Below are 21,000 nucleotides of genomic sequence, written 5' to 3'. Positions count from 1 at the left end.
CTTACGTTCACCCCACTCACAAATCCCGAAAGCGATGTCTCTTCCACTGTTCCGTAGTGCATCGGCCATTTTTTTATACCTTGATTTTGCCGTTTCCACATCATCTGGTGCTCCGCAATAATCGTATTTCAGATAATCTATGCCCCAGGAAGCAAAGGTTTTTGCATCCTGATCTTCAAATCCAAGGCTTGCGGTATAGCCGGCGCATGTGAGCTGGGCAGCATCAGAATAGATGCCCAGTTTCAATCCTTTACTATGCACATAGTCAGCGAGTGCTTTAATTCCGGAAGGAAATTTTTGCGGGTCAGGGATCATATTGTTCTTATTGTCGCGACCGCCCTGCCAGCCGTCATCAATAAAAACATGATCGTAACCTGCTTTTGCCATACCTGAATTCACCAGCGCATCAGCCATTTCTTTAATATCTTGTTCGGAGATTTTATCAGCAAAATAATTCCAGGTCATCCAGCCCATTGGAGGCTTTGCGGCCAGCAATGCACCTTCTTTGGACTTTACCTGTCCAACGGCAATGGCACTGATCATACAAAAAACGATCAATACAGGGTATGTTATAATTTTATTCATTAGAATGATTTATAAAACGGACAGGGTTCAGTCCAGTCCAAATCTAATAAATCCTTTGTATTCCACCAGCACAAATTTATTTGTGATAGTGTCACTTTCTATATTCAAAAGTAGATTTTGATTCCCCGACAGCACCTGCAGCAGAATGTAAATGAGTAACTGAAAGCGTAATTGGATAGCCGTCACTGTCATAGGTATAAGTGTAGGTTGAAGTTAAAGTAGCCCCGTCAGGATAAATGATGACAGTTTTTAGCAGATCATTGACAGAAAAACTATCAAAAAACTCAACACCTGTATAATATTTTTGTCTGCTGTCTTTAAACCGGCTGAATTTATTGCCATAAGTATTTACCACCTTTATGATCACATTCGATTCAGATTCAGTTTCAATGATGTTATTGTCCTTGTATTTAATTCTTCTTTTTTGCGCAATTATTCCATTTTCGCTAATGTTTATGTCAGTGATCAGTTCACCCGAATAAGCAAAGCTATAAGTACTCTCTTTTTGAAGTGTACCACTGTTATACGATTTCCTGGTTATTTTAACAGGTTTGCCTCCGCTATAAGTGAAAACCGAATTATTAGATATATTGTCATTTCTGAGTTCAATTGCTGCGATTTCCTCACCTTTGTAACTATATTTGTTTTCCTGGGTGTTGCCCTTTTTAATATTGATGATCCTGTTCTTATCGTCATAAGTGTAAGTACTTATGTTCGTCACGCCATTTGATATCTCAGTTACTTTAGAAAGCAGTTTAACCGGGACTTCCTGTTCATCCGGTGTCTTTGGCTTGTCTTTCTTACAACCGGAAAGCGTAAAAGCTATGCAAATAATTAAAATTGTAAAATGCTTGTTCATCCTATAATTTGGTTAATTTATCACAATTTAAGCTTTAATTTTGTCAAATAAAACAGCTCTCCATCCTTTATTGCTTTCGTCCATCCTTCCTGCTCCATCCATCTTGCCCTCTTGCCCCCTAGTTCTGTAAATCTGCTGCGACCATCTAACCACGGTCAAGAGACCATTCTATAACCCAATGGGTTATGCAAGGGTTATGCAAGGGTTGTGCAAGGGTCGTGCAAGGGTTGTGAGACGGTCTTGAAACCAAACCAAGTGTCTTTATCCTGTCTTATCCGATTATAGCTATACTGTGTCCCATATTAGCAGAAGACAGGAAATGCAGAGTGACAATACAGGAAAATTACCCGGGCTGGTTTTAAGCAGATTGTACCATGTCCAGTAATATCATTTTAGACAGCAGTGGTATCAAATCTTTTACTAACTTAGAACTAACCATTAACCGCTGTCAGCAATCGATTCAAGTGCACCAACTAAGCCCAATATTCAGGAATTTATTCTGCCTTTTGTGTTTGTTTGCAATTCATTACGGTGTAAGCGCCCAGCCCAACGTAGGTAAGCCCCCTGTCATCCATTATACAACCCCACATACCTATACTAAGAATACCCCCATCAGTCCGCTAACACCGGTAAATACCGGAGATCCGGTTCCGGAGATCCCGTATGCAAATGTAACTACCTTTGCAGGCAGCGCCACCGACCAGCCAGGCAGGATAGACGGTGTTGGGACGGCAGCGAGATTTGACCGGCCAGCTGGTCTGGGTTCTGACGGGAATGGCAATATTTATGTCGCAGATGGTTTCAATGACATCATCAGAAAAATTACCTCAGATGGCACAGTGACTACTATAGCAGGTACAGGAGTGGCCGGTCATGCAGACGGGGATGCGCTTGATGCCAGGTTTAACAGACCCTGGGGCATACTGCTGGACAATTCTGGTAATATGTATGTCGCCGATAAAGACAACCATGTGATCCGAAAGATAAGTTCGGGAGGAGCGGTAACGACCATTGCCGGTACAGTGAACAGAGAAGGGGCAATCAACGGAACAGGTACATCGGCTAAATTTTACAGTCCGGAGAATATGGTATTTGACAATGACGGCAATATGTATATAGCCGATACAGACAATCACCTCATCCGGAAGATGACACCCGCCGGAGAAGTCACGACTTTTGCAGGCTCTGGTGATCGCGGAAAGATAAATAGCACAGGAACAGCCGCAAGTTTCTCTAATCCGATCGGCCTCGTCATCAACAGCCTCACCGGCGATATTTATGTAGCAGAATACGGCAATCATCTGATCAGAAAAATAGCTCCCGACGGGCGGGTCTCCACATTTGCCGGCAACGGGATCCCCGGCAATTCTAATGGAACTGGTGAATCGGCAAGTTTCGACCGTCCATACGGATTGACCATAGACAACCTTGGAAATCTGTACCTTTCTGATGCCAATAATGTGATTAAAAAAATCACTCCGGCCGGAAAGGTTTATACAATAGCGGGAAGCCTGCGTGTTCCCCCAGCCTCAAATGATGGTCTGGCTCTTAAAGCGGCATTCTATACACCGATCGGTCTTACTTTCGACAACAATTCTAACCTGTATGTTGCCGATGAAAACAACAATAAGATCAGGAAAATTACCCTGGGCGGCGGATATTTTATAGACAAACCCTTACCGGCAGGGCTCGAACTGGACCCCTCGACCGGTGTGATCACAGGGACACCGACCGAGGCCTCTCCTTCTACAGATTATACCATTATCGGCCACAACTATTTCGGTGAAAGCAGTTTTGTGATGAATATCACTGTTGACGAGAGAATTGAGCCGGTAGTTCAGATTAGTCCGGCAACTGCTGATGTTTGTGAGGGATCTCTGGTCACATTTAGGGCAACCGCTGAAAAGGCCGGTTCGGCACCGGCTTACCAGTGGAAAGTAAACGGGATTAACTCAGGGGATGATTCGCCGGAATTTAGTGGTAATGACTTTCAAAATGGCGACAAAATAACTTGTGTAGTCATCAACAATGACAACGACTCCCCGATAAATTCCGCACCTTCCAATGAGGCCACTGTTACCATCAGACCTTTGTTAACACTTGATGTCAGTATACATACTGATCAAAACGGTCAGATGTGTGCAGGTACGCGCATTAGTTTCACCGCTTTGTCTTATAGCAATTCATTGAGTTCTCCAAAATATGAATGGAGTGTAAACGGGCAGTCTACAGGGGTGACCGGCATCAATTTCAGCAGCGCCACCCTTAGGGACGGTGATCAGGTGACCTGTACGGTTACTGCTCCGGCAAATTGCGTTGTCGATCCCTCAGCAGTTTCCAATACCCTGACCATTAGCTTTCTTCCTGAAATGCTATGCGGGGTACGTCCGCCCAATGCATTCTCTCCAAATGGTGATGGCACCAACGATGCCTGGATCATTCCGACGCTGCTCAGCTATCCCGATTGCACAGTTCATATTTTTAACCGGAATGGTGAACCGGTATTTCGTTCTAGCGGATATGCCAAACCATGGGACGGCAATCACAAAGGCAAGCCTCTTCCGGCAGGTACTTACTATTACGTGATCGGCCTCACTCCTGACCTTAAAAAACTTTCGGGAGCAGTGACGATATTGCGTTAAACATTTCCAGGGGTATGGTGTTGTTAGGCTAAATAGCTAAATCAATTGCCATGAACAGAACAATAGCATTAGTCATGATCGTATTGGGAATCTTAATGCTGGTCTGGACTGGCTTCACCTATACCAAAAAGGAAAAAGTAGTTGACGCCGGCCCGATACAAATCTCCGCAGACAGGGAAAAGAGTGTCAACTGGCCTCCATATGTCGGAGGCATTATTCTGATAGCGGGTGTGGTTATTTTGGTGACTTCTAAGAAATCCCGGTAGGTTCTATTTTGTAAATGGTCGTCTGGCTGTAAACCTCCCCTGGCCTCAATATGGTATTGGGGAATGCCGGAATGTTGATTGCATTAGGATGATGCTGTGTTTCTATGCAAAATCCTTCATAGGGCTTATAGTCATTTCCTCCTTTTGCATTTTTCACATTGATATATTTCCCGGTATAAAAATGGGCAATGGGTTCAGTGGTATAAACAGCAAGCGTAAGGCCGCTTTTCGGTTCAGAGGTTTCTGATGCCAGGGTCAGCTCACCATATTCCTTATCCAGTACATAAGTTTGATCATAGCCTTCTTCGGAATCCCAGTCCCACCCTATTGGCTTAGGCGCCAGAAAATCGTGTATGGTACCCTCCACAGGGATCAATGTTCCGTCTACAACATAATTATCATCCTGACGCAAATAATTGCTTGCAGGCATTCTGTGGATATGATCTTTTACAGATCCGCCATCGGGCGATAAATTGAAATATCCGTGATGGGTCAGGTTAATGATAGTGGGTTCGTCGGTGGTCGCTTTATAATCAAGAAGCAGCTCATTGTTGTCTGTCAGCTTAAAAGTAAGCTCGACAGTAAGGGTTCCGGGAAAGTTCTCCTCCCCCGCGGGACTTACATAGCGAAGGGTTACACTGGGATCTATAGTCGATAATATTTCCCAGACCCTTTTATCATAACCAGACACCCCGCAATGCAGACAGTCAGCACCATTGTTACTGGCCAGCTGATAAGCTTTTCCATCCAGGGTAAACTGACCGTTCTTGATGCGGTTGGCATAGCGCCCTACTACAGCACCCAGGTATGGGTAACTCGTCAGATATTCTTCACTTACATACTGGTCGAATTCATCAAAGCCCAAAACGATATCCTGTTTTTCACCTTCCTTATTGGTCACCACAAACTTACCTATGATGGCACCGTAATTGTATATTTTAACATAGGTTCCTTTGGTATTGGTCAGTTCTACCGCCAGTATTTCTTTCCCTTCTACGGTTTTTCCGGTCTTGATTAGCTTCGTGTTCATATGTTGATAATAAATGTCTCTATTCTGAGTTTGAATTTATAGGATTCGGTACATAATTGTATATTAGCCCGCTTAATATTTGAGGCAATACTATCAATACTTTACCGAAACTAAAACATAAATCTGAAATATATTACAATGAAATCTGAACTGACCAAAAAATTCTCTGAAAGATTCGGACAAGAACCAGCAGCCTATTACTTTACTCCTGGCCGGGTAAATCTGATTGGTGAACATATCGATTACAACGGAGGGTTGGTGATGCCATGCGCGGTAACTTTGGGGACCTGGCTGTTGCTGGCTCCAAACCAGGACAATGTCATCAGGTTCAATAGCTTGAATTTTGAAGAACAGGCAGAAGTACCGCTTGCTGACAGCTACACTAAAACAGGACCGGAATGGTACAATTATCCGCTGGGTGTCTTCAACGAGCTGCAAAAAGAACACAAGATCCCAACAGGATTAGATCTTTTGTTCTTTGGCAATATTCCCATCGGTTCTGGCTTGTCATCTTCTGCTTCTATTGAAGTAGCCATGACTTATGCCCTGAACCACTATTTTAACTTCGGATTGGATAAAATTGATATTCCACTGCTTGCTCAGCGGGTAGAAAACCAGTTTATAGGTGTAAACTGCGGCATCATGGATCAGTTTGCAGTTGCGTTTGGCGAAACCGATAAAGCCTTAGTGCTAAACTGTGATACATTAAAGCACAAAGTGGTGGATTGCAACCTCGGGAATTTCAACCTGGCGATTATCAATACCAACAAACCCCGCAAGCTTGCGGAATCTAAATACAATGAGCGTGTTGCCGAATGTCAGACTGCTTTAAAACAGCTGAATGAAGAGATTAAGCTCCATAATTTATGTGAGCTCAATGCAGAGAAATTTGCATTGCACAGTCACCTGATTACTGATGAGACCGTTTTGAAGAGAGCGACTCATGTGATCAGGGAAAATGACAGGGTTAGTTTGGCAGCAAAAGCGCTGAATGAAGGTAACCTCCACGAGTTCGGCAGGCTAATGTATGCCTCACATCAGTCACTAAAAGATCTGTATGAAGTAACCGGCGCCGAACTCGATGCAGTGGTAGAGTTTAGTGCGGATTATCAGGATGTGATCGGTGCGCGCATGACGGGGGCTGGTTTTGGAGGATGTGCTATTGCTTTGTTAAAAAAAGGCAGTGAAGATGATTTCACTAAAAAACTCACCGGTTTTTATACTGACCGGATTGGCTATGCGCCTTCGGTATATGTAAGTGAGATCGGGCACGGTGCGTCAGCAATATAAATCATTTTGAAAAAACTAAAGTTAGACGAACTTCAGCGCGTCGGTATAGCAGAATTTAAAGAACAGGAAAAGCTCCCGGTAGTGGTTGTACTTGACAACGTACGCAGCATGCACAATGTGGGTTCAGTGTTCAGGACCGCAGACGGTTTTTCTGTTGCTCAGCTGATCCTGTGCGGCATTACCGCACAGCCTCCGCATCGTGAAATAGAAAAGACGGCTTTAGGTGCAACGCAGTCGGTAGAGTGGATACATTATCCGGATACACTGACGGCCATCGCTGATTTACGCAAAAATGGTTATAAGATCGTTGCAATTGAACAGGCTTCAGGCAGCATTATGCTGCATCAATACAGGCCGGTACCAAATGAAAAATATGCGCTTATCTTCGGAAATGAAGTAAATGGTGTAAGCGATGAGGTCATGGCGGAAATTGATGAGTGTGTGGAAATTCCACAGTTTGGCACTAAGCATTCCTTTAACATCGTGATCTCTGCGGGTGTTGTACTGTGGGATTTCTTTGCTAAATTGAAATTATAATTCTTGATGTGCCATGGAAAACAACTTATTGAAAAAGATGTATTTCAAACCGGGTTTTACGGTTTTACTTGCTAATGCTCCGGCTAATATTGCTGACATTCTTGGAGATACCAAAGGAATTAACTTTACTTCTGATGCTGCGCAGGTCTTTGACGGACTTTTTCTGTTTGTAAAGAATAGTACAGAACTCGGCAATGGGCTGGAGATATGGGGGCCGCGGATCAATGACAAGCAGGTTGTTTGGATTGCGTATCCGAAGAAAACCTCGGGCATCGCTACCGACCTTAAAATGGAGCAGTGGAAGGAACTGGAAATTTATCAGTTGACGCCTTGCGGCTCTGCGGCTATCGATGAAACCTGGACGGGCCTGAGGATAAAGCCTGTTGGAGGTGTAAAGAGATCTGGTGTTGGCAGTGCGGAAATAAAAACCGGTACATATGCCGAATTTATCGATGTGGACGACAAACAGGTAAATCCTCCGGCTGATCTTAAAGTCTTGCTGGAAACCAGTCCGAACGCTCTTGCTTTCTTTAATTCTCTGTCTTATTCCAACAAAAAAGAATATGTACTGTGGATTTTGACAGCAAAGCAGAAAGCTACCAGAAATAACAGGCTGCAGAAAACTATAGAAATGTTGTTGGCAGGTAAAAAAAATCCCACGATGAAGTAAGGCTGACAAACAATATTTTTAAAACCATGTTATTTGTGGTAATGAAAATATTTTTACTTTTTGCCCTTTCCACGATACTAGTAAGCTGCAACCATTTCGAGTTTAGCCCAAACCAGTCATTTGACCGCATCTCTTTAAGAGATGTGAACGCCACAAATCTCAAAAATCTGGGCAATGGTGCCGGAGACGATACGATAAGGTTTGTTCTGACTGGTGATACCCAGAAGTCCAGGGATGAAACAGTAATGTTCTGCCGGACGGTAAACGCCATTAAGGGAGTGGACTTTGTGGTTTTGGACGGTGACATTTCAGAATTTGGGGTGCTAAAGGAAATGATCTGGATCTCCAGAACACTCGAAGATCTGACCATGCCGTACATCGCAGTAATTGGCAATCACGATGAGACTGCAAGGGGGCGGGAAGTGTTCCTCAACATGTTTGGACAACTTAATTATTCCTTTGTGTATGGGGGAATTAAGTTTATATGTCATGACAGCAACAGCAGGGAGTATAATTTTAACGGAAAGGTTCCTGATGTAGCCTGGCTAAAGAATGAGCTGAAACCTGTACCTGGTGTGACTGGTTACGTCGGCATATCCCATGTGCCCGCAAATTCTGTTGATTTTGACAGTACCCTGGTCAAAAGCTATACTTCAGCATTTGCCCAAGCCCCTGGCTTTCTGGCTTCGTTAAATGCACATACCCATAATCACAGTGTTTTTTATCCGGACAATTCCGGAATCCCTTATATAGTGACCGGTGCTATGGGAAAGAGCGAATTTTTACTATTAGAGATTGTAAACAACAAATTGAGTTTTGAGCGGATATATTTTTAAGTTACAATTGGTCATCTTATTGCTTCTGGCAATAAATATAAAGGGATCTGCACAGACTCTTAAGTTTTTAATTCCTGATGGAGCTGTAGTCCAGTATGCAGGTAGCATAGGCTATTTCAGCGGGGGGATCAGTTACCAGCTGTTTCCCAATGAAAGGGGAAATCTGGATCTTCTGTATGGTTTTGTACCCGGCAGCAAGGGTGGTGTGCTCCATATCGCTACAGCTAAATTTGCCTATAAACCCTGGAGTATTAAGTTGAAGGACTGGGCTAAGATCTATCCTTTTAATCCCGGTGCATTTCTGACCTATACCTTTCACAAGGATCTTTCCCTTAAGTTTCCTGGCGGGCAATATTCACACGATTATTATTATTGGTCTGAGGCTTTGCGCCCGCACATCGCATTTAACAGTGAAATTGAGCTGGATGCAGATAAAGTATTGAAGAATTCAGGAATAAAAGCCATAAGTTTCTATGGCGAAATCAATACCAATGATTATTACCTCATTAATTATCTTCAAAATATGTCAGCACTGACAATCGACGATATTTTTCAGATCGGCATCGGCATGAGGGTAAAATTTTAGAAAAACTAAGAGGGTGTCACGGTAAAAACCAGACACCCTCTTTTCATTGCAAAAAGGAAGTATTTTTATGCATAAGGGATGCCGTCTTTAGAAGGCAAACTGCTATGTCCCATTAAGTATTGATCTACTTTACGGGCAGCTTCCCTGCCTTCAGATATCGCCCAAACCACTAATGACTGTCCACGGCGAATATCTCCTGCTGCGAAGATTTTAGCGATATTGGTCTGATACTTACCTTCTTCGGCTTTTACATTGCCCCGGTTGTCAAGTTCCACGCCTAATTTCTCAATCAAGCCCTCTTTTTGCGGATGTAAAAATCCCATCGCCAAAAGAACCAGCTGACAAGGAAGATCGCGCTCCGTTCCGGCTTTCTCTTTGAAGTTTACAGGTCGGCCTGCAGCGTCAATTTCCCACTCTACATCTACTACTTTTACCGCTTTAAGATTGCCGTTCTCGTCCTTGATAAATTCTTTGGTATTTACTCCCCAGCCTCTTTCGCAGCCTTCTTCATGTGAGGAGGTTACTTTTAAAACCATTGGGTAAGTCGGCCATGGCATATTAGGGGTACGTGCGGACGCAGGCATAGGCATGATCTCAAACTGGGTAACAGATTTCGCACCCTGACGGTTGGAAGTGCCTATACAGTCAGAGCCCGTATCACCGCCGCCAATCACAATTACATCTTTGCCAGTTGCCAGGATATCTTCTTCTGTTACTTCAAAGTTTTTAACACGTTTATTTTGCTGCTTCAGGAAATCCATCGCAAAATGAACACCTTTAGCATCCCTGCCCGTAGCGGGAAGATCCCGTGGAATGGTCGAACCACCAGCCAAAATGATAGACTGGTATTCTCTTAACAGGGTATTCAATTCTACATTAACACCTACATTGGAGTTGCACTTGAATACAATGCCTTCTTTTTCCATCAGGCTGATGCGGCGCGTTACCACATCTTTCTGCAATTTGAAATCAGGGATTCCATAGTTTAGCAAACCACCAGGTGTATCATCACGTTCATAAACCACTACCTCATGCCCAGCCTTATTCAATTGTGCAGCAGCGGCTAATCCTGCTGGACCTGAACCGATTACTGCTACTTTTTTACCAGTACGCAATAAGGGTGGTTCGGCTTTGATATACCCTTTACTGAAAGCCATTTCAATAATGTGTTTCTCAATTTCCTCAATGGATACCGGCGATTTGTTAATCCCCAGTACGCATGCTGACTCACATGGTGCCGGACAGATCCTGCCGGTAAACTCAGGAAAATTATTGGTGCTCAGCAAAATCGTGGTAGCCAGTTGCCAGTCGCCCTTATATACTGCTTCGTTAAATTCCGGGATCACGTTGCCCAGCGGGCAGCCTGACTGGCAAAACGGAACGCCGCAATCCATACATCTGGCTGCTTCCTTGTTTACCTGCTCCAGTTCAAAAGCTTTTACAAATTCATTGTAATGTTTTAAACGCGCTGCAGCATCTTCTTTACCAGGAGCAGTTCTTTCATATTCTAAAAATCCAGTTACTTTTCCCATGGTTATGATATTGTCTGTTTGTTACTTTTATTCATTAGTACTGCTTTGTATTCTTTAGGGAATACTTTGATGAAATGAGGCGATTGAGTGGCCCAGTCGCTGATTAAAAATTTAGCGATGCTGCTTTCTGTTAACTTCACGTGCATTTTCAGCAAATGATTGATGCGCAGTTCGTCCTGCTCATCCAGCGGATCCAGGTCTACCATCTCTTTATTGCATTTGCCTGCAAACTCTCCCTTGACATCATAGATCCAGGCTACACCACCGCTCATACCCGCGGCGAAATTGCTTCCTGTATCACCGATCACCAGCACTTCACCGCCGGTCATGTATTCACAGCCATGATCTCCAAGTCCTTCTACCACCGCAGTGGCACCAGAGTTGCGTACCGCAAAGCGCTCACCTGCCTGTCCCCTTACATACAACTCACCCGCCGTTGCACCGTAAAGCGCGACATTACCAATGATGATGTTTTGCTCAGGCACATATTTTACATTGCCAAAAGGATAAATAGAAAGGCGCGCTCCGGACAAACCTTTACCCACATAGTCATTAGCTTCACCTTCCAGCTGCAGAGAAATACCTTTTGTAGCAAATGCGCCAAAACTCTGTCCTGCTGAACCATTAAATTTGAAGTTGATCGTATCCTGGGGTAATCCCTGGCCTTTGTAAATTTTAGAAACCTCGTTTGAAAGCATGGTACCGATAGCACGGTTCGTATTTTTAACTGCAAACTCGCTGTATACAGGTTCTTTAGAAGCCAGCGCGGGCTGTGCTGCTTTGATCAGATCGTGATCCAGTATCTCAGACAATCCATGATCCTGCTCTTCAGTTTGATATAAACTCAAGCCATTGTCTTCGGCTTTATGCAATATTTTAGAGAAATCAAGGTCTTTTTGCTTCCAGTCAGCAGGATCCACGGCACGTACGCTCAATGCATCAGCCTGGCCAACCATTTCCTGAATAGTTCTGAAACCAAGTTCAGCCATCGTTTCTCTCAGTTCTTCTGCTAAGAAATGGAAAAGGTTCACTACGTGATCAGCCTCTCCTGTAAATAGTTTCCTCAGGTTAGGGTCTTGTGTAGCCACACCAACCGGACAAGTATTCAGGTGACATTTACGCATCATGATACAGCCGGCAGTAACCAGCGCAGCAGTCGCCACACCCCATTCTTCAGCACCTAATAAAGTTGCAATCGCGATGTCTTTACCTGTTTTTAACTGCCCGTCTGTTTGCAGTACCACACGGCTTCTCAGTCTGTTCTTCACCAAAGTCTGGTGCGCCTCAGCCAGTCCAAGTTCCCAAGGAAGGCCAGCATGCTGGATAGATGTAAGCGGAGAAGCACCTGTACCCCCGTCAAATCCTGAAACCAGGATCACATCGGCATGTGCTTTTGCAACACCTGCAGCAATGGTACCCACACCAGCTTTAGAAACCAGTTTTACATTGATCCTTGCAGCTCTGTTGGCATTCTTCAAGTCAAAGATCAGCTGCGCCAAATCCTCGATCGAGTAAATATCGTGGTGAGGCGGCGGAGAGATCAATCCTACACCCGGTGTAGCGTGACGAACTTTGGCAATCCAGTCATCTACCTTATGGCCAGGCAGCTGACCACCTTCTCCTGGTTTAGCACCCTGTGCCATTTTGATCTGCAGTTCGTCTGCATTGGTCAGGTAATAACTGGTTACCCCAAAACGGGCAGAAGCGATCTGCTTGATCGAAGAACGCATAGAATCACCGTTTGGCAGCGGTTCATATCTCAATTCATCTTCACCACCCTCTCCGGTATTGCTTTTGCCACCGATACGGTTCATTGCAATAGCCAGGGTCGAGTGCGCCTCATGAGAGATCGAACCAAATGACATCGCCCCGGTTGCGAATCTTTTTAAGATACCTTCTACCGGTTCTACTTCATTAAGCGGAACAGCCGGACGGTTATATTTAAATTCAAATAAACCCCTGATCGTATAAGCCTGATTGGTCTGCTCATTGATCAGTTTAGAATATTGCTTATAAGTATTGTAGTCATTTTTACGGGTTGCATTTTGCAATAAGTGGATGGTCTGAGGATTGAACAAGTGCTGCTCACCTTTACGTTTCCATTTATAATTACCTCCTGTAGGCAAAATCGCATCAGGTCTGTTGGCCTGTTTAAAGATCCTGTTGTGTTTAATCAGGGTTTCTTTGGCAATTTCATCAAGCCCCAAGCCACCGATTCTCGATACAGCCCCGGTGAAGTAATTATCCACAACACTTTTATTGATACCAAGGATCTCAAAGATCTGGGCGCCATGATAAGATTGCAGCGTAGAAATTCCCATTTTAGAGAAGATCTTCAGCAATCCGTTGTTTATTGCATATATATAGTTACTGATCAGCTTCTCGGAAGTCATGTTCAGTTCCTTCTGGAAGCCAACAATGGTTTCCAAAGCCAGGTAAGGATTTACCGCAGTAGCTCCGAAACCGATTAAGGTCGCAAAATGATGTACTTCCCATACATCGCCAGCCTCAACTACAATACCAACAGCACCCCTGTGGCCCTTGCGGATGAGGTGATGATGAACAGCTGAAACAGCCAGCAAAGAAGGAATGGCGGCATGCTCTGAATCCAGTGCTCTGTCCGAAAGTATAATGACCTGGAAACCGTCCTCAACAGCATCAACTGCATAGCGGCAAAGTCTGTCCAGGCCTTTGGCCAGCGAACCGGAATTACCGTCTGCCCTGAAGTAAGTTTGCAGTGTTTTAGATTGGAAAACGCCGGTATCAATACTCCTTAGTTTTTCAAGCTCCACATTGGTCAGTACCGGATGTTTAATGCCTACACAATGACATTGCATAGCATTTTCTTCCAGTATATTTCCATTGTTACCCATAAATCCGGCAAGACTCATTACCACTTTTTCTCTGATCGGGTCAATTGGCGGGTTCGTTACCTGGGCAAACAGTTGTTTAAAATAGGAAGACAAGTGTTGCGGTTTTTGAGACAAAACAGCTAAAGGAATATCGGTACCCATAGAACCAATAGCTTCTTTACCGTCCTGAGCCATCGGCTTTAACAGCAGATCAACATCCTCACGACTGTAACCAAATACCTGCTGGTACCTGAAGATAGACTCCTGGGAAAGTCCGCTAAACACCACTCTTGGTTCAGGGAGCTCTTCAAGTCTGATCTGATATTTATTGATCCAGTCGCCATATGGTTTGCTGCCACATACTTGTTGTTTAATTTCGACATCACTGATGATCCGGCCCTGCTCCATGTCTACTACAAACATTTTTCCCGGGGTAAGACGGCCTTTTTCAATGATCTTGCTCTGATCAAGTGCCAGCGCACCTGCTTCAGAAGCCATAATCACTATATCATCTTCGGTAATGGCATATCTCTGCGGACGAAGCCCGTTTCTGTCTAGTGTCGCACCAATGATATTTCCATCGGTAAATGAAACCGCAGCAGGACCATCCCATGGCTCCATCAAAGTAGCGTGGAATTTATAGAATGCCTGTTTTAGTTCATCCATATCATCATTGCCGTCCCAGGCTTCAGGAATCAGCATCATCAGCACATGCGGCAACGAACGACCAGAATGAAGCAACAGTTCAACAACATTATCCAGGCAGCCTGAATCGGAGTTGGACTCATCAATCACAGGCAGTAAAATATCTAATTCCTGCGGCGTAAAATAAGATGAAGCAAAAGACTTCACACTCGCCCTGAACCAGTTGAGGTTACCCTGCAGCGTATTGATCTCGCCATTATGCGCAATATACCTGAATGGCTGCGCCAGTTTCCAAGAAGGAAAAGTATTAGTGGCAAAACGCGAGTGGATCAAACCAAATGCTGATACTACACGCTTATCACTCAATTCAGTAAAATATGTTCTTACCTGCAATGAGGTCAACTGTCCTTTGTAAACAATTGTCCTTGATGAAAAAGAAGCAATATAAAACTCTCCATTAATACCTTTTACTGTATTATTGATGGTTTTTAAGAGGTAATTTTTGAATACATAAAGCTTACGTTCAAAATCTGCCCCCTCTGCGACAGCATGAGGACGCGCAATGAACACCTGCTCCATTTCAGGTTCAACAGAAAGCGCCATATTTCCAACACCTTCAGTATTGGTCAGCACCCTTCTGAAGCCCAATACTTCAAGGTTTAATTTTTCAGCAGCACGATAGATGATTTCCCTGCATTCTTCTCTTGCCTTCACATCTTTGGGTAGGAAAAGCATCCCAACGCCGTAATCACCGGATTCATTTAAACTGAATCCAATTTTAAGGCACTCATCATAAAGGAATTCGTGAGGTATTTGAATCATAATACCTGCGCCGTCACCTGTATTGATTTCAGCTCCGCAAGCCCCGCGGTGATCAAGATTTTCAAGAATGGTTATAGCGTCTGAGATGATCTGTTGCGACTTTCTTCCCTTAATATGGGCAACAAATCCGATACCACAGGCATCGTGCTCAAAACGCTGGTCATATAACCCTTGGTTATCTTGTGATTGTTCCATAAGTCCGTTTAAATATTAGTTTTGGTTATAGTGTATTTATGACACTAAGATACGAATAAAAATCAAGGATTTATAATATTGGTATATTTTTTGAAAAATATGCAGTAGTTTGCAAAATGTTGATTACATATTTATCATATTAACAATATACAACGATTTCATTTACAATATTCATAATCACACTATTTAGAATAAATTTGTATAAGAAACACACTTTTTTTTGTCCATTAAATTGCTTTCTGAAATTATAAATATAATATTTTTTTTCACCATTCAATCTATTTAAGGTCAGCAGATTATGGCTGTAATGCTCAAAAACTGAAAAAAAATAAGATTTTCCTCTTTGCAGATTGATGTCTTTTGCTACATTTGTGCCGGGCAAGTCTTTTACGATCAGCTCCTTTTGAACTCCCCCAGGTCGGGAACGAAGCAAGGGTAGAAGGTTGTAGCGATGCGATAAGAGGTGCTTGCCCTTTTTTTTCTTTTCATGGTGGGATTCTCTCTTCTGTGACATATTCGAGATTTTCTTAAGAGAATCAATCTTAAATCCCTAATTTAGTCCCGCTATTATATTGATAGCATACTCATTAACCAATTGCAAATAATAAAACAACATGAAATTTTTCATTGACACAGCGAATCTTGACCAGATAAAAGAAGCACAGGACCTGGGCGTACTGGATGGTGTAACCACCAATCCAAGCCTGATGGCTAAAGAAGGAATTACCGGCGATGCTAATGTTATTGCACACTACAAAGCAATTTGTGCTATTGTAGACGACAACGTAAGTGCGGAAGTCATCTCTACAACTTTTGATGAAATGATTAGGGAAGGTGAAGCGCTGGCGGCCCTTAATCCAAAGATCGTTGTCAAAATCCCTATGATCAAAGACGGTGTAAAAGCCATCAAATACCTGACCTCAAAAGGCATCAGGACCAACTGTACTTTAATATTTTCACCAGGACAGGCTTTATTGGCTGCAAAAGCAGGCGCATCTTATGTATCCCCTTTCTTAGGCCGTTTGGATGATATTTCTACAGACGGATTACAATTGATTGAAGACATCAGATTAATATTTGACAACTACGGTTATCCTACTCAAATATTGGCTGCATCAATTCGTGGACCATTACACATTGTTGCATGTGCCAAATTGGGCGCTGATGTAATTACTGCTCCGTTGTCCGCAATTACCGCATTATTGAAACATCCTTTAACTGACAGCGGACTGGCTACATTCTTAGCTGATCACAAAAAAGCCGCCGGCTTGTAAGATTATATTTGATTGCCACTTCAAAGAAAACCCCGGTGCATAATGCACCGGGGTTTTTTATTTAAAATTATTTTCTTTTTCTAGTTTTCCTTTGGCTCAGATACCAATTTTTTTATTCCTGCAGAAAGCGTTTTAAATTCAGTTCCGGCAAGCACCTGCTTCACCAGCTCATAATCGATCTGCTCATCCGGCAAAATTTCTATTCCCCTCACTCCTGCCCCGTTGGCAGCGTCTACATCTCTGGGTTTATCTCCTATCATTACGGACAATGACGGATCTACATCAAACATATCTATAGCATCCAGCAGCATCCCCGACAAAGGCTTTCTGCACTTACATTCTCCTGAAACCGTTGGATGATGCGGGCAGTAATAAAAAGCAGCTATATCAGCAGATTTGTTGACGAAAGCATTTCTCAGCATCTGGTGCATCACACCAAGCTCCTGTTCTGTATACCTGTTCAAAGCAATACCACCCTGATTCGTAATCACGATTAATAAATATCCCTCATCGTACAGTTTTTTCAGCGGTGGAATCTGGTATTCCAGTATCTTAAAATCTTCTACCCTGGTTATGTAATCGTATATTTCATGGTTCAGTACACCATCACGATCTAAGAAAATAGCTTTATTCATCGACCAAATATCTGAATAATAAAATTATCATAGCTAATGGTTGTTTAATTCTTAAACAAACAGACATCAGTCCTGTTATTAAATTAATTAGACATTTAAAAATTTACCTCATGCCTTATATTAAAAAAGATCCTTCTAATAGCAGCTCAGTAAACATCTTCTTTGAAGATCTTGGAACAGGAAAACCTGTGGTTTTAATCCACGGCTGGCCCGTGTCGCACGAAATGTGGGAATACCAGGTAACTGCATTAGTAAATGCGGGTTATCGCTGTATAGCGTACGACAGGCGTGGTTTCGGGCAATCGGACAGACCATGGAACGGTTACGACTATGACACACTGACTGCTGATCTGCACCAGGTAATCACCACACTTGAACTGGACGATGTAACTCTTGTGGGGTTTTCGATGGGCGGTGGCGAGGTAGTTCGCTATTTAGGCAAGTACGGTTCTTCCAGAATTTCAAAAGCAGTATTGGTGAGCAGTGTCGTGCCTTTACTTTTAAAAACAGGAGATCATAAGGAAGGCGTACCTCGTGAAATGTTTGACGAGATCATTGCAAACATCCACAGGGACAGACCAGCTTTTCTAACGGAATTTGGAAAACAGTTCTTCAGTGAAGGGGTATTAAATAAGCCTGTTAGTCAGGAAATCCAGAATTGGATGCATAAGCTGGCCGTGATCGCAAGTCCAAAGGCAACTGCAGATTGTGTCCGCTCTTTTTCGGAAACTGATTTCAGAACTGATTTAAGCACCATAACGATTCCTGTAATGATCATTCACGGCGATGATGACAAAACAGTTCCTATTAAAGCCACAAGCGAGATCACATCTTCTTTACTGCCAAATGCGGCATATTACAGGTTCGAAGGAGCACCTCACGGCCTGTTTATCACCCATAAAGATGAGCTAAACCAACTTTTGCTTAATTTTATAAGCTAGCAATCAGTACACTATATAAATTGTACCTATATAATTTGCAGAATATATATTGTACTCCTATATTTGCACCACTTTAAACGGAAATGCTTAAAGTAAAGTTCAAAAGAACTTTGATTCCTTAGCTCAGCTGGTAGAGCATTACACTTTTAATGTAGTGGTCCTGGGTTCGAATCCCAGAGGGATCACGATTAACAAAAAAAGCGCACCGATCTTGCGCTTTTTTTGTTAACTACAAATTTCTATTCGTCATTATCCGAACAAACTCATCTTTCTTTTTCGGAGAAATAATCACAGGAAAATCATCACTCATCACTGCATATCCTCCATCTGTTTTGAGCATTCGCTTTATTTTAGTCAGATTGATAATGTGTGAATTGTGTACACGCATAAAACTGTGTCCTGTCAACAAAAGCTCATACTCTTTCAGGTTCTTGCTCACCATGATCTTGCGATCGTCGGCCAGGTAGAAAACCGAATAAGCCCCGGCGGCTTCAATCCTTATTATTTCCTGGACGGGGATGAATTCGAGTTCGTTGGCAAGTGACAAGGTAAGAATAGGATTGTTGTTATTTTGCAAATGCCCCAGATTGTGGATCAACGAAGTGAGCAGGTGCTGCTGCGTCTCTTTACCCCGGCTCAACACTTTAGTCACCGCTTCTTTAAGTTCTTCTACATCAATCGGTTTAAGCAGGTAATCTACTGCACTAAACTTAATGGCTTTGATCGCATAATGGTCATAAGCTGTGGTAAATATTACCGCCGGGCTCAGGCCGGACAATTGCTGGAGAACCTCAAAGCCAGTTCCCGTCTGCAGTTCAATATCCAGAAATAGAAGATCTGGCTGATGATCCCTGATTACCTTCACAGCTTCCTCAACATTACCCGCAACGGCAACGATCTGTACCCCCTCACAGTTGGTTTCAATCAGATCCTGCAGTAATTCTCTGCTTCGGACCTCGTCTTCGATTATAATTGCTTTTTGCATATCATTATTTAATATTCAAACACCGCCGAATTCTGCATACTGGAACTTACCAGGAAGCGTACAACTACCCTGGTGCCCTCAGGATCATCATCCTGCGCCATCAAGTCCTCCACATTTACAGTTATCCGTCCCGGCGTCTCCTCATTTAAAACACCGATCCTTTCATCAAGCAGCTTTTTATAAGGAGTACTTTCATTCAGTGCCCGCTTATCATTCAGCGCCTTTGCCTTTGCCCTTCCGCATCCATTGTCCTCAATCACACATACCAGATGCGGATTTTCATAACTGAATGTTATCCTGATTTCCCCCGCCTTATCATTATTCAGAATACCATGATACAAAGCATTCTCTGCAAAATGATAAAGAATCAGTGGCGGTATACCAGATAAACCAGAAGGCAAACCCTGATCAGTTTCGATCACATAATCAAACTTGCCCGTAAACCGCATCTTTTCAAGATCCAGGTAGAGCCTCAAAAACTTTTCCTCCTGCATCAAACTGATCTCCGGATCATTTGCCTGAGACAAAAGTTCACGCATGAACCTGGAAAACCGTGAAACATAAGAAAGAGAAACACTTGTATCGCCCTTATTAATAAAATACTGAAGATCATTCAGTGAATTAAATACAAAATGAGGATTAATCTGCGCCTGCAAGACACGCATGTGCAGTTTTCTGTTGATCAGTTCAATATCCCTGTTCTGTTTTCTGATCAGCGCATTCCGCTGCAGTAATAATTTACTCAGCTCCGTCTTGATGCGATACCGGTTATACACCAGCGCTGCGATGATGATCACGATAACAACCACCAAAATACTGATGTTACGCAGCATCTTATCCTGTTCAGCCGTCAGCAATGTATTGACCAGTCGCTGAGAGACGATTTCACGCTCTTTCATCAGCAATTCCAGCTCAGCCGATCGCTGATCATCCGGACTCGTCCCCGGGTCTTCCATGATTATTTTGCCGATCTCAGCACCCAGGTATTTAGACAATAACCTCGATGCGATCCGCTTACACTCAAAACCATGAAAAAATTCATCCACCACCGGTTGCCAGTCGCTATTGTGCGGAAATATTCCAGAAAGTCCTTCACGTTCTGTCGCAAACAAATGCTGTCTCTTTACCTTAATTCCTTTCTGCAAACTCACCACATAAACAGTAAGCGGCACATACCCAAAAGCATTTTTATCCTCAGAGATCCTTCTTAAGATCTCATAATCATCATATTGCCTGAATATCGGAATCTCTATGCCCTTAGTAAGAATCCCTAAGTCCTCCTCCATTGCAGTATGGCGCATGGTATAGCCCTCCAAAGAAGAAATTGTGTCCAGAAAACGCGTTTTATCATTATACAGCGGCATGGCGTCATTAGTGACCAGCACGTTCATATCCGGCATGTACGGCGGCGTAAAACGTATCTCCGTCTGCCGCGCCGGTGTAATAGAAAAAAAGGACCAGCCAAACAATCCGCTAACCTTCGCCTGCTTTACTTCCGCATAAATATTTTCAAAACTGCTCGCATTCTTCCATTCCAGCGAAACCTCGTACCCATATTTCTCTTTTATCCACTTTACAAAAGATTCCATCAGCTCATACTCCACTCCCTGCAGATTGCCATCTTTGTCCTTAAAAATAAACGGATCGATGTCGTACCATAAAGCAGTGATCGTACCCCCTTTGTTCTGCCGGACCTGCTGCCAGCTATCCGTCGATTGAGCAGAAGCCTCAGGCATACAAAAGGTAAATGAAAGGACAAGAAAAAAGACACACAGTTTAAAACGTATCATTCGCGTGGTTATATCAGCTAAGATAGGA

General features: G+C 43.2%; 17 protein-coding genes, 1 tRNA gene and 1 other RNA gene. 11 read left to right on the top strand and 8 right to left on the bottom strand.

The window, feature by feature from the left end; translation table 11 throughout:
* Both VK541_RS21095 and VK541_RS21090 read right to left on the bottom strand, forming a co-directional pair.
* Positions 1-585 (bottom strand): glycoside hydrolase family 27 protein (locus VK541_RS21095; protein WP_324372465.1); only part of this gene is annotated, 585 nt, incomplete at its 3' end.
* A gap of 91 nt (positions 586-676) precedes the next feature.
* Positions 677-1,444, bottom strand: coding sequence for a hypothetical protein (locus VK541_RS21090; RefSeq protein WP_324372464.1), 768 nt, complete (start codon positions 1,442-1,444; stop codon positions 677-679).
* Positions 1,445-1,956: 512 nt separating this feature from the next.
* Between VK541_RS21090 and VK541_RS21085 the strand changes: the two genes are divergently transcribed.
* Together VK541_RS21085 and VK541_RS21080 are read left to right on the top strand one after the other, a co-directional pair.
* Positions 1,957-4,086 (top strand): gliding motility-associated C-terminal domain-containing protein, encoded by a 2,130-nt coding sequence (locus VK541_RS21085; RefSeq protein WP_324372463.1) that lies wholly within the window; start codon positions 1,957-1,959, stop codon positions 4,084-4,086.
* Positions 4,087-4,136: 50 nt separating this feature from the next.
* Positions 4,137-4,352 carry a hypothetical protein gene (locus tag VK541_RS21080; RefSeq protein ID WP_324372462.1) on the top strand — a complete coding sequence of 72 codons (216 nt, stop codon included), beginning with the start codon at positions 4,137-4,139 and terminating at the stop codon, positions 4,350-4,352.
* Here the strand turns inward: VK541_RS21080 and VK541_RS21075 are convergent.
* Complete coding sequence (locus VK541_RS21075) at positions 4,336-5,382, bottom strand: aldose epimerase family protein (protein ID WP_324372461.1); 1,047 nt, start codon at positions 5,380-5,382, stop codon at positions 4,336-4,338. The two genes, VK541_RS21080 and VK541_RS21075, sit on opposite strands and share 17 nt — an antisense overlap.
* A 138-nt stretch (positions 5,383-5,520) precedes the next feature.
* On the opposite strand from VK541_RS21075, the gene VK541_RS21070 reads away from it, so the two are divergent.
* Genes VK541_RS21070 through VK541_RS21050 form a run of 5 tightly spaced genes read left to right on the top strand, consistent with a single transcriptional unit; the run spans position 5,521 to position 9,301 of the window.
* Positions 5,521-6,672 carry a galactokinase gene (locus tag VK541_RS21070; protein ID WP_324372458.1) on the top strand — a complete coding sequence of 384 codons (1,152 nt, stop codon included), beginning with the start codon at positions 5,521-5,523 and terminating at the stop codon, positions 6,670-6,672.
* Positions 6,673-6,678: 6 nt separating this feature from the next.
* Positions 6,679-7,209 carry an RNA methyltransferase gene (locus tag VK541_RS21065; RefSeq protein ID WP_324372457.1) on the top strand — a complete coding sequence of 177 codons (531 nt, stop codon included), beginning with the start codon at positions 6,679-6,681 and terminating at the stop codon, positions 7,207-7,209.
* 13 nt (positions 7,210-7,222) lie between these two features.
* Positions 7,223-7,879: a YdeI/OmpD-associated family protein gene (locus tag VK541_RS21060; RefSeq protein WP_324372456.1), complete on the top strand. Its 657-nt coding sequence runs from the start codon at positions 7,223-7,225 to the stop codon at positions 7,877-7,879.
* A 41-nt stretch (positions 7,880-7,920) separates the two neighbouring features.
* Positions 7,921-8,715, top strand: coding sequence for a metallophosphoesterase family protein (locus VK541_RS21055; RefSeq protein WP_324372455.1), 795 nt, complete (start codon positions 7,921-7,923; stop codon positions 8,713-8,715).
* Positions 8,696-9,301, top strand: coding sequence for a hypothetical protein (locus VK541_RS21050; protein WP_324372454.1), 606 nt, complete (start codon positions 8,696-8,698; stop codon positions 9,299-9,301). The genes VK541_RS21055 and VK541_RS21050 overlap by 20 nt, the downstream gene beginning before the upstream one ends.
* 65 nt (positions 9,302-9,366) lie before the next feature.
* On the opposite strand, the gene VK541_RS21045 is transcribed toward VK541_RS21050, so the two are convergent.
* A complete protein-coding gene (locus tag VK541_RS21045) occupies positions 9,367-10,833 on the bottom strand; it encodes a glutamate synthase subunit beta (protein ID WP_324372453.1) in 1,467 nt (488 codons plus the stop codon).
* 2 nt (positions 10,834-10,835) lie between these two features.
* On the bottom strand, positions 10,836-15,347 hold the full coding sequence (gltB, locus tag VK541_RS21040; protein ID WP_324372452.1) for a glutamate synthase large subunit: 4,512 nt from the start codon (positions 15,345-15,347) through the stop codon (positions 10,836-10,838).
* Positions 15,348-15,723: 376 nt separating this feature from the next.
* On the opposite strand from gltB, the gene ffs reads away from it, so the two are divergent.
* Positions 15,724-15,823, top strand: an RNA gene (ffs, locus tag VK541_RS21035) — signal recognition particle sRNA small type.
* 138 nt (positions 15,824-15,961) lie between these two features.
* Complete coding sequence (gene fsa, locus VK541_RS21030) at positions 15,962-16,621, top strand: fructose-6-phosphate aldolase (protein WP_285056534.1); 660 nt, start codon at positions 15,962-15,964, stop codon at positions 16,619-16,621.
* Between the two features lie 80 nt (positions 16,622-16,701).
* On the opposite strand, the gene VK541_RS21025 is transcribed toward fsa, so the two are convergent.
* On the bottom strand, positions 16,702-17,256 hold the full coding sequence (locus tag VK541_RS21025) for an HAD-IIIA family hydrolase (RefSeq protein WP_324372451.1): 555 nt from the start codon (positions 17,254-17,256) through the stop codon (positions 16,702-16,704).
* Positions 17,257-17,366: 110 nt separating this feature from the next.
* On the opposite strand from VK541_RS21025, the gene VK541_RS21020 reads away from it, so the two are divergent.
* Both VK541_RS21020 and VK541_RS21015 read left to right on the top strand, forming a co-directional pair.
* The gene (locus tag VK541_RS21020; protein WP_324372450.1) at positions 17,367-18,197 is read left to right on the top strand and encodes an alpha/beta hydrolase; all 831 of its coding nucleotides are present in this window, start codon (positions 17,367-17,369) and stop codon (positions 18,195-18,197) included.
* Positions 18,198-18,309: 112 nt separating this feature from the next.
* Positions 18,310-18,382, top strand: a tRNA-Lys gene (locus VK541_RS21015).
* Positions 18,383-18,426: 44 nt separating this feature from the next.
* Here the strand turns inward: VK541_RS21015 and VK541_RS21010 are convergent.
* Positions 18,427-19,182: a response regulator transcription factor gene (locus VK541_RS21010; protein ID WP_324372449.1), complete on the bottom strand. Its 756-nt coding sequence runs from the start codon at positions 19,180-19,182 to the stop codon at positions 18,427-18,429.
* An 8-nt stretch (positions 19,183-19,190) separates the two neighbouring features.
* Positions 19,191-20,972 (bottom strand): histidine kinase, encoded by a 1,782-nt coding sequence (locus VK541_RS21005; RefSeq protein ID WP_324372448.1) that lies wholly within the window; start codon positions 20,970-20,972, stop codon positions 19,191-19,193.
* Between the last annotated feature and the right edge of the window lie 28 nt (positions 20,973-21,000).

Source organism: Pedobacter sp. (genome assembly GCF_035317785.1).
In the GTDB taxonomy this organism is placed as follows: Bacteria; Bacteroidota; Bacteroidia; order Sphingobacteriales; family Sphingobacteriaceae; genus Pedobacter.
Note: the sequence above shows the minus strand (reverse complement) of the source record. Positions and strands in the feature narration are given on the sequence as shown.

What these genes read in the sequence shown, in the direction of transcription:
- VK541_RS21090 (WP_324372464.1), bottom strand. Translation starts at nt 1,444, where the DNA reads ATGAACAAGCATTTTACAATTTTAATTATTTGCATAGCTTTTACGCTT.
- VK541_RS21080 (WP_324372462.1), top strand. Translation starts at nt 4,137, where the DNA reads ATGAACAGAACAATAGCATTAGTCATGATCGTATTGGGAATCTTAATG.
- VK541_RS21075 (WP_324372461.1), bottom strand. Translation starts at nt 5,382, where the DNA reads ATGAACACGAAGCTAATCAAGACCGGAAAAACCGTAGAAGGGAAAGAA.
- VK541_RS21070 (WP_324372458.1), top strand. Translation starts at nt 5,521, where the DNA reads ATGAAATCTGAACTGACCAAAAAATTCTCTGAAAGATTCGGACAAGAA.
- VK541_RS21060 (WP_324372456.1), top strand. Translation starts at nt 7,223, where the DNA reads ATGGAAAACAACTTATTGAAAAAGATGTATTTCAAACCGGGTTTTACG.
- VK541_RS21055 (WP_324372455.1), top strand. Translation starts at nt 7,921, where the DNA reads ATGAAAATATTTTTACTTTTTGCCCTTTCCACGATACTAGTAAGCTGC.
- VK541_RS21045 (WP_324372453.1), bottom strand. Translation starts at nt 10,833, where the DNA reads ATGGGAAAAGTAACTGGATTTTTAGAATATGAAAGAACTGCTCCTGGT.
- gltB (WP_324372452.1), bottom strand. Translation starts at nt 15,347, where the DNA reads ATGGAACAATCACAAGATAACCAAGGGTTATATGACCAGCGTTTTGAG.
- fsa (WP_285056534.1), top strand. Translation starts at nt 15,962, where the DNA reads ATGAAATTTTTCATTGACACAGCGAATCTTGACCAGATAAAAGAAGCA.
- VK541_RS21025 (WP_324372451.1), bottom strand. Translation starts at nt 17,256, where the DNA reads ATGAATAAAGCTATTTTCTTAGATCGTGATGGTGTACTGAACCATGAA.
- VK541_RS21020 (WP_324372450.1), top strand. Translation starts at nt 17,367, where the DNA reads ATGCCTTATATTAAAAAAGATCCTTCTAATAGCAGCTCAGTAAACATC.
- VK541_RS21010 (WP_324372449.1), bottom strand. Translation starts at nt 19,182, where the DNA reads ATGCAAAAAGCAATTATAATCGAAGACGAGGTCCGAAGCAGAGAATTA.
- VK541_RS21005 (WP_324372448.1), bottom strand. Translation starts at nt 20,972, where the DNA reads ATGATACGTTTTAAACTGTGTGTCTTTTTTCTTGTCCTTTCATTTACC.